The sequence below is a fragment of the Streptomyces sp. NPDC004561 genome (assembly GCF_053602155.1).
Map to the genome: position 1 here is coordinate 1 of NZ_JBSGDB010000374.1, position 8,729 is coordinate 8,729.

Genomic DNA, 8,729 nt, shown 5'->3' on the forward strand with positions numbered 1-8,729 from the left:
ACCTCGACCAACGGGAGTTACCTCGGCTGAAGTCCTGGCGAACCCTGGGCAGTTGACCTCGACGGCTCCAAGATCCCCGACAGAGTCAAGCTTAGAAGCCGTTATCAAAGCGATCTTGCGGCGTGAGGGTCGGACGGGGGTTCGGGCCTGCTCCCGTTCGGTTGATCGCCAGCCAGTCGGCGCATGAGGGAGGGGCCTCCTGCACAGCTCGGAGATGTCGAGTCCACGAGCACCAGGAGGCCCCAGGTGTCACAGTTTTCCGCGGCAGCGGCGCCGGTGTCCAACTTCGGCGTGTCGCCCTGTGATTGTCTCGCGCACCGGTTCGGCAACGCCGCTGACCACGGCGACCGTGAGCGTCGCTACCCCAGCGACCTGACCGACGCGCAGTGGGCCGCTGTCCGCGACGCGCTGCCGATGCCGCGCTGGCTGGAGGGTAGGGGCGGCCGGCCGGAGTCCTACTGCCACCGCACCATGCTCGATGCGGTGTTCTACCTGGTCGACGGCGGCATCAAATGGCGAGCGATGCCCTGCGACTTCCCCGTCTGGCAGGCCGTCTACCGCTTCTTCCGCCGCTACCTGGCCCAGGGCCTGCTGAACGAGTTGCACGACCGACTGCGCCGCAGGGTACGCGTGCAGGAGGGCCGCGACCCGGAGCCCAGCGCGGGGATCATCGACTCCCAGTCGGTCAAAGCCGACGCCGTCGTGGGCGCCGACTCACGCGGTTTCGACGGCGGCAAGAAGATCAACGGGCGCAAGCGCCACCTGGTGGTCGACTGCCTCGGACTGCTGTTGGCTGTGATGGTCACCGCCGCCTCGGTCACCGACCGCGACGCCGCGAACGCGCTGCTGCCGCGAACGCGGGCCCGGTACTTCCGCCTGAAGTTGATCTGGGCCGACGGCAGCTACAGCGGCGCCCTGGTGGAGTGGGCCGCGGCCGCACTGAAGCTGGTCCTGGAGGTGGTCAAGCGCGCCGAGAACACGGTGGGGTTCACGGTACTGCCGCGCCGCTGGGTGATTGAGCGCACCAACGGGTGGCTGCTGCGCACCCGCCGCCTGGCCCGCGACTACGAGCGCACCACCGAGGTCGCCGAGGCGATGGTCTACTGGTCGATGACCGCACTCATGATCCGCCGCCTGGCCGGGCGACGGCGCTGAACCGGCCGTCCGCCTCCTTGGCCAGCCAGCCGCGCTCGGCCATCCGCCGCGCCTTGGCCCGCACCCGCTCCACCCCGGCCGCCGAGGTCTCCCACTCCAACCGGCCAGCGATCTGACGGCAGTTCAGCGGCCCGGCTTCCTCCCGCGCTGCCGCCTCAAGTGCACCGATGATCCGCTGGTAGTTGGCCGCGAGCACCGTCGGCCCAAGCCCCGGCCGCCACTCGGGCACGGTCGTGCCCGGCGCCGCACCGGCGGTCCGCACCCCGCCGTCCGGCGGCGGATCATCCTCTGCGCGCGCCTCGGCCAGTGCCGCCGCGAACTCCTCCTTCGCGATCACAGCTCGTTCACAGGCCCGTTCGGCCTCGGCGAGCGCGGCCTCAGCGCGCTCCGCCTCCTCGCGGCACTCCTCAAGACGCTGACGCGCACTCAGCTCCCGGTCCTCCAGCAGCCCCATAGACGACGGCATCCGGCCCTCCAGCGATGCGGCAACACGACGCCGACATCCCTGCCACCCACCCCCCAACACCAAGCCCGACCAGCGGAAATCAAGCGATCACACCCGGATTGATAACGGCTTCTTAGTTGGTCAGTGCGATGGGCTTGTCACAGATCAGTACCCGTCACCCATGAGGCAATGGACGGATCGCTATCCTGGCAGGTGCACGCTAAGGGCATGTGGACGGGGGCAAAGGCTTCGTGGCTGGCACAGCAGGAGAGCGGCACATAACCGGCAACGCGGCTGCCCAGCCGGTCAGCATGCGGCTGAACCAACTCGCCGATCCAGGAGGTGGGGGCGGTTCCTTTGGCGGTCAGTCGGGACTGACGTCGTCGCCCGCCGAGAAGCAGGCCGCGGCGAATGCGATCGAGCAGCACATCGAGCCGGACACCCGCACGGCGGGGGCCTGGACGGACCACGAAACGAGCGCCGCGGTCAAGGCGTTCGGGGCGAAGGACGGACACGGTTGGCTGACGTCCGGAGCCCTTCAGAAGGCGCACAAGACGTGGGGCGAGCAGGTCCAGGACCTCATGAACCTGTTGTCGGCGGACAAGGGGTCACTGCGGGCCGCCAACACCACATTGCAAGGCACGGATGTCGATGTCGCCGCAGGAGTGCGCAGGCCGTCGGCGCTCGACCAGTACTCGCAGCCGCCGCAGAACTGACCTCTTCCTGATTCGACTCGTACGCCAAGCACTCAACGGGGACCCATGCCGACGTACCACGAGATCATGACGACCGACCTGTCCACGCTGACCACGGCCACCGACCGCTGGGACGGGATGGCGAAGGAGTTCCACAAGCAGGAGACGGCGTACGGGAAGAACGTGCACGGCATCACCCTCGGTCCGTCATGGACGGGGTTCAGCGGGGATGCCGCCCAGAAGCGCCTCGGCATCACTCTCAAGGAGTTCCAGAAAGCCCAGGTCGAGGCCAAGGCGATCGCCTCGCTCCTGCACGATGCGCACACCCAGTTCGTGGACCTGCGCAAAAAGCTGGAGTCGGCCCGGGACGACGCGATCGCCGCAGGGATGAAGGTGTCGGACCAGGGCGTGGTCTCGTACGACACCGGGAAGCTCAGCCCGGGAGACCGTCAGGCACTGGCGCACGACCCCGACTACCAGGACAGTGTCCGTAAGTCCGTAGCCTCCTGGCAAGCCCGTATCGACCAGTGCGTGAAGGACGTGGGCGACGCCGACAAGGACGTCGAGTTCGCTCTCCAGACCGTGGTGGTCGACACCGACGTCACCGACGGCACCCTCAACGGCTTCAACGGCAAGGCGCAAGGTGACCTCGGCAAGTACAAGACCGAGGAGCCGCCCGGGGACAAGGCTCACACGAAGACCGACGGGTGGCAGTGGCACGGCAAGGGCACGGCGACAGGCCCCAGCGCCGGCGCCTCCGCCAGTGGTCCCAAGTACGGCAAGGAAGGCTCGGCCAAGGTGTACGCCGACCTCGAGCACCTGACCGGGAAAGGAACACTGTCCGACGGCGACCTGGAACTCTCCACGGTTGGCGACCTTGTGATAGGGGCCAGGGCGTCGGCGTCCGGCGCCATGACGGACAAGGGCATCTCCGGATCCGTCGAGGCGTCTGCGGGAGCGCGGGCCCTGGTGGAAGGGCGAGCCGACTACGGGTATCTCGGCGGCGCCTACGTGCGGGGGACCGGATTCGACGGTGCCGAGGCCCAGGCCGGTGCCGGGGCAGGTCTCGACGGCCTCAATGCCAAAGCGAAGGCGTTCGCCGGGGCGAAGGCCGGTGTCGCCGGGGGAGGCGAGGTCGCGGGTATCGGCGCCGGTGCCACGGCCGAGGGGTGGGCCGGTGCGGGCGCGGAGGCCGGGGTGACCTTGGGCAAGGGAGACGACGGTAAGTTCCATATCGGTGCGAAGGTGGGCGTCGCGCTCGGACTCGGCGGCGCCGTGGGCGCGGAGTTCACCGTCGACCCGCATAAGGTGAGCGCCGCTGCCAGCGATGCGGCCGATGCCGTAGGAGGCGCGGTCGACGCCGTCGGCGATGCCGCGAGCTCACTCAAGGACGACTTCACCGGTCTGCTCTGATGGACCACTCCATGGAAGGAACGACCCTAATGGCCTCGACCCTGCCGGTACCGATCGAATTCCGCCTGCCGGACGGTTGGCGCCCGGCCCCTCCAGACGAGGTCGGCGCCCCCGAGGCTGCCTTTGTCGCGCTTCATCCGGAGCCTGACGCCGGTTTCACCGCGAACATCACCATCGACGGCGAGTTCCCTCCTAACACGGTGGGGTTGCCCGAACTCGCGGAAGAGTCGGTGCAGCGCTTGCACGAAGTCGCCGAGTCGGTGGTGGTGGTGAACCGACACGAGGTCGGCTCCGAGGCCGCGCCCGCGCTGACACAGAGGCTGACGTTCTCAGCCGTCGTCGGCGGTGTGCGCCGTGATCTCGTCCAGTCCCAGGTGTACTTGGCCATGCTGGACGCCGACGACCCGCGCAAACGTGCGGTGATCCGGACGTACCTGACCGCCACTGCGGCACAGCACGACACTATTCTGCCGGATTTCCAGGAATTCGTTCGGACGGTCGGCCCGGACATCGGGGCGGTGTCCTAACCCGTCCCACCGTACCCGGAGATCTCACGTTGAGTGACTAGACGTTCATAGGTGGTGGTTTGATGGGCTTCTTCGACATATTCACAGGTACCAAGCGCCCGAAAGGCGGCGTCGCGCCGCGATCCGTCGAGGAGGTCCGGACGACGTTGCTCGAAGTCAGCGGGCCAGACACACCTTATGTTGTGCGCGATGGTGCCGCTGAGGGGGCCGATCTGGTTGCGGAGTGGCGTATCCGGGATCCGGCCTGGCACGCCTTCTTCGCCCGGACCCAGGTGAGCCGGACCCTTCAGATCAGGATGCGCCTGGTCCCGGAGAGCCGCGAAGTCCGCGTTCTCGACCGCGAGTGGGAAGTGACCTGGATCGGAAGTACGCCCAGGTTGGCGCTGCCGAGAGAGCAGTCCCGCGGGCAGGTGAGGACGGTCTCCCGGCGCTGGACGGTCGAGCGGGGGGCCGACGGCCGCCTCCAGAAGACGGAAGAGTTCCTCTTCGATTCCGCGGAGCTGAAGACACCCCTGCAGGAGGCGGTCCTCGGCGCGGGGTGGACATGGCGCGGGGTCCTGTTCAAACTGTGATCGCCTCCGCCTGCAACTCGACCTGTCCCCGCCAAGCCTGACCGGGCAGACTCCCCTCGGCTACTCGGCGGGAAGCTTCACTCGTCGTCATCCCCTTCATCGAGGTCGAAGTCGAAGGCCAGCTGGCCCGACAAAGCGTCGTCCGGCGCGGCTGCAACCCGGGGCTCCGTCGGGTCCAAGGCCTCCTCGATCTCGTGAGGCAGAACGTAATCGTCCGCGAGTCGCGCAAGATGGAGGATCAAGGGCAGAGCTAACCCCTCGCGACCAGCACGGTAGTCCTCGCTGAGACGCTGCTGGTGGACAAATCCGGCCCATGCCTCCGCGTCGTCACCGGGCTGAAGGCAGGCGACGGTCAGTTCCAGGAGGTCCGGGTTCCAGACGTTCACCGTCGGCCGGTAGGCGTTGTTGCCCGAGGCATTGGTGTGCGGAGTCAATTTGGCGTCGTCGTTGGTGAGCTTCATCTGCGTGCCGAACTTGCCGATAGTGCTGTAGAAGACGCGGTCCGAGTCTCCCCGCAAGCCAGCCCGCCACAGCCCCATCGCGATGCCCCCACGATGCTGCCCCTCCAGCTCGGGAGAGAGTTCCTCCGCCTCGGCCCAGCACTGTGCCGTCTCGTCCCGGCTGCCGTCGGCGATCGCTCCTGGTCCGCCTTCGCTGTCGCCTCCACCACCTACCTCCAGATCCGCCGCGACCGCCGCCTGTCCGCCACGCACCTGAACGGAGGCCGACACGGCCGCTCTCAGCAGGAGGCGGCTCTGACCGTTTCGCTGCAGGAACCCGCTTCGCGCCGGTAGCGTGGGAGCAGGACCGTGACGTGGGGACGCATGGGGGAGGCGAGCATGGATCCGGCTACCTTGAGTGCCGTAGCAGTGGCGCTGGTTGCGACCAAGTTCGGGGAGGGCGCCGCGACGGAGGCCGGGAAGGCCGCCTGGCTGAAGATCCAGAGCGTCGCGCATGTCGTCCGGCAACGGTTCGGCCGTTCCGACACGCAGAGCGCCGCCCTGGCCGAGCTGGAGGCTAGTCCCGGGGACGAGGGCACGCGAGCCACCGTCGCCAGCCATCTGCGGCACGAGCTGGAGAGCGATGCGGAGTTCGCCGCCACCCTCGAAGCCCTGGTGACCGCCGCCCAGAGTGACCCCGCCACGCAGACGCTGATCGCCCACGCGAGCGGGAACGCCAGGCAGGTCAACATCAGCGGAAACAACAGTGGGCCCATTTCGCTTTCCTAGACGCCGGCCGGCCCGGCCCAACACCGTGGCACTCGCCACCGACCACGCCCGACAAGTCAACGTCCTCCGCGACAACTACGCACCGATCTATTTCACCTCCGCGCCCACCCCCACCCGTTCCCTGCGCCAACTCCCGCAGCAGGCAAAGGGCTTCAGCGGGCGCACTGATCACATCATCGCGGTCGAGTCCCTGACCGGCGACGACGGCCCAGGTCCCCACGTCATCGACCTGTACGGCACCCCGGGCGTCGGCAAGTCCGCCCTGGCCGTGCACATGGCCCACCGGCTCGCCGGGCGCTTCGACGAGGTCCAGCTCTACGCCGACCTGGGCGAGCAGAACGGCGAGCCGCCCACCGCCGCGCAGATCCTGCAGCGCTTCGTCGCCGACCTCGACCCCGCCACCCTCAGCGTCCCGGTCGGCGCCCAGGACCTCCCCCAGCGCTACCGCTCCCTCCTCGCTGGGCGCCGCTGCCTGATCCTTCTCGACAACGCCCAGTCGGCGGATCAGGTCGCGGGCCTGATCCCCGCCACAGCGACCTGCCTCGTCATCGTCACCTCCCGCGTTCCCCTGTCGGCGATCGACGGCGTCCTGCTCCACCACCTGGACCTGATGAGCGAGGCCGAGTCGCTGACTCTGCTCGCCGAGGTCTCCCAGCGCCACTGGTCCGGCACGGACGACGAGAACGCCGCCCACACTCTCGTCCAGCAGTGCGGCCGCCTCCCGCTGGCCCTGCGCATCGCGGGCGCCCTCCTCAAGAGGAAGCGCCACTGGACCGTCGGCAAGCTCACCGACGTGCTCACCGACGAACGCACCAGGCTCGCCAAGCTGGCCGACGGCTCCCTCGATGTCCGCGGCAGCTTCGAGATCAGCTACCGCGGCCTGCACGAGGCCGAGGCCCACGCCTTCCGCGTCCTGTCTCGGCTTCCGCTCAGCCGCTTCGAGGCCCGGCACGCCGGCGTCTTCCTCCAGGTGCCGGAGGCGCGGGCGGAGGAGCTGCTGGAACTCCTGGTCGACGCCCAGCTCGTCGAGACGAGCGACGGCGTCCACTTCCGCTACCACGACCTGCTCAAGCTGTTCGCCCGGGAGTACTGCGAGACGGCGGGCGACGACCCCGACGGCGAGCATGTCGCCCGCTTTCTGGACGTCTACACCAGCGACTTCCTCGAGAGCTACCGCAGTCGCCTGCTGGGCAGCCAGTGGTCCGGCGTCTTCCCCGTGGCGTTCCCCGGCCACGAACGGCGGCTCTCCGCCCCCGACGAGCTGTACATCCCCCAGCGCCTGACTCCCACCGAAGTCACCTGGTCCGGTGCCCGGCACGCCCACTGGCAGGACGTCGCCGCCGAGCACCGCAAGGTCCTCGTCCTCGGCGGCGCCGGAACCGGCAAGACCGTCCTGGCGGACCGGATCTGCTACGAGGTCGCCGCGAGGCACGACGGTGGTCGGCTGGACGTCGCCTTCACCGTCCCCCTGCGCCAGCGCGCTGGCCAGCCGCTGCCCCTGGAGCGGCTGATCGCCGACTCGGTCGGTCTGCGCCACGACCTGGAAATGTCGTACGAGACGCTCGAACTCCTTCTCACCGAGCGCCGTACACTGATCATCTTCGACGGCCTCGACGAACTGTCCGTCCGCGAACGCGACCGCGCCCAGGTCGACGTGGCCAGGTTCTGCGTGAGGTACCCCCGGGCCGAGATCGTCGTCTTCAGCCGCCCCGGCGCCTCCGTCTCGGGCTTGGTGGCGAGCGGATTCGCTCCGCATGCGATCGACGCGTTCGCGCCGGGCGACGTCCGCACCTACCTCTCCCAGTGGGCGCGAGCGACCCACATGCTCCCGTCGGACGCCGAACGCCTGTTCACCGAAGCCACCTCCTCCCCGGAGATGACCGACTGGCTCACCACCCCGCTCCTCCTGGCCCAACTAGCCGCCGTGTACGAGCGACACGGCCATCTCCCGCACCGGCTGATCGACCTGTACGACAGCACGTACACCCTGCTCTTCGGCGGACGTGAGGAGTACCGGGGTATCTCCCGCTCCGCTCTCCGGCCCGAGGAACTCGGCCAGATCGTGTGCCGCCTGGCCTATCGGTTCGTCATCCGGCCAGGCGGCTCGCCCGATATGGCCGGTCATGAGTTCGCCGCCGCCCTGCGCAGAGCACTGCGCCACACCCTCCCCGAGTCGTACGGCTCCGGGCTCGCCAACGAACTGCTGGCCCTTTTCTCCGAGTCGGACTTCCCGGTCCGTCCGGCGCCGGCCACTGCCTCCGACACTGAGCCCCGCTGGACCCTGGTGCGGGACCCCTTCGGCCAGTACCTCGCCGCCCGCTACATCGCGCGGTACAGCCGCGAGTGGGAAGTCGTCGACACGGTACGCAGGAGGGTCATGAAGGCGGTCGGTGCCACGGGTTTCGTCGAAGGCGCCGTCCATGTCGTGCGCCTGCTCGACGAGCGGGTCCCGTCCGCCGCGGACCAGCTCGTCACCGCCCTGGAGCACGAGCTCGGCCGGACAAGGGACCCCGACGTGCGCAAGTCCCTGGAACAGATCCTGAACGAGCTGCGAGCGGCCCCCTAGCGGTGGTTTGTTAGACCGGGAGGTAGAGGTTAAGAGGTCATCTCATTTGGTTCGGTAGGCTGTCGGTTGTGGTGTCGATCGTTGAGCGGCTGGTGCCGGATGAGTTGTGGGAGCTGTTCCAGCGGGT

Annotated in this window: 9 protein-coding genes; 7 read left to right on the top strand and 2 right to left on the bottom strand. The window is 68.5% G+C overall.

What is annotated here, in order from left to right; all coding sequences use genetic code 11:
- The first annotated feature begins 246 nt into the window (after positions 1 to 246).
- The gene (locus ACWEN3_RS34460) at positions 247 to 1,155 is read left to right on the top strand and encodes an IS5 family transposase (protein WP_452979031.1); all 909 of its coding nucleotides are present in this window, start codon (positions 247 to 249) and stop codon (positions 1,153 to 1,155) included.
- Here ACWEN3_RS34460 and ACWEN3_RS34465 read toward each other — a convergent pair.
- The gene (locus ACWEN3_RS34465) at positions 1,121 to 1,621 is read right to left on the bottom strand and encodes a hypothetical protein (RefSeq protein WP_452979034.1); all 501 of its coding nucleotides are present in this window, start codon (positions 1,619 to 1,621) and stop codon (positions 1,121 to 1,123) included. The two genes, ACWEN3_RS34460 and ACWEN3_RS34465, sit on opposite strands and share 35 nt — an antisense overlap.
- A gap of 290 nt (positions 1,622 to 1,911) precedes the next feature.
- Between ACWEN3_RS34465 and ACWEN3_RS34470 the strand changes: the two genes are divergently transcribed.
- The 4 genes from ACWEN3_RS34470 to ACWEN3_RS34485 all read left to right on the top strand — a co-directional run bounded on the left by ACWEN3_RS34470 (position 1,912) and on the right by ACWEN3_RS34485 (position 4,807).
- Positions 1,912 to 2,316, top strand: coding sequence for a hypothetical protein (locus tag ACWEN3_RS34470; RefSeq protein WP_452979037.1), 405 nt, complete (start codon positions 1,912 to 1,914; stop codon positions 2,314 to 2,316).
- 45 nt (positions 2,317 to 2,361) lie between these two features.
- The gene (locus ACWEN3_RS34475; RefSeq protein WP_452979039.1) at positions 2,362 to 3,708 is read left to right on the top strand and encodes a hypothetical protein; all 1,347 of its coding nucleotides are present in this window, start codon (positions 2,362 to 2,364) and stop codon (positions 3,706 to 3,708) included.
- Between the two features lie 11 nt (positions 3,709 to 3,719).
- Positions 3,720 to 4,235, top strand: a complete 516-nt coding sequence (locus ACWEN3_RS34480) for a hypothetical protein (protein WP_452979042.1) — start codon at positions 3,720 to 3,722, stop codon at positions 4,233 to 4,235.
- A 62-nt stretch (positions 4,236 to 4,297) separates the two neighbouring features.
- Positions 4,298 to 4,807 (top strand): hypothetical protein, encoded by a 510-nt coding sequence (locus ACWEN3_RS34485; protein WP_452979045.1) that lies wholly within the window; start codon positions 4,298 to 4,300, stop codon positions 4,805 to 4,807.
- A 77-nt stretch (positions 4,808 to 4,884) separates the two neighbouring features.
- Here ACWEN3_RS34485 and ACWEN3_RS34490 read toward each other — a convergent pair whose 3' ends face one another.
- Positions 4,885 to 5,538, bottom strand: a complete 654-nt coding sequence (locus ACWEN3_RS34490; protein WP_452979048.1) for an RNaseH domain-containing protein — start codon at positions 5,536 to 5,538, stop codon at positions 4,885 to 4,887.
- Between the two features lie 123 nt (positions 5,539 to 5,661).
- Here ACWEN3_RS34490 and ACWEN3_RS34495 point away from each other — a divergent pair, with 123 nt between their 5' ends.
- Together ACWEN3_RS34495 and ACWEN3_RS34500 are read left to right on the top strand one after the other, a co-directional pair.
- A complete protein-coding gene (locus ACWEN3_RS34495) occupies positions 5,662 to 6,036 on the top strand; it encodes a hypothetical protein (protein WP_452979051.1) in 375 nt (124 codons plus the stop codon).
- Positions 6,037 to 6,061: 25 nt separating this feature from the next.
- Entirely contained in the window at positions 6,062 to 8,602 is a 2,541-nt protein-coding gene (locus ACWEN3_RS34500) for an NACHT domain-containing protein (protein ID WP_452979054.1), read from the top strand.
- The last annotated feature ends 127 nt before the right edge of the window (positions 8,603 to 8,729 follow it).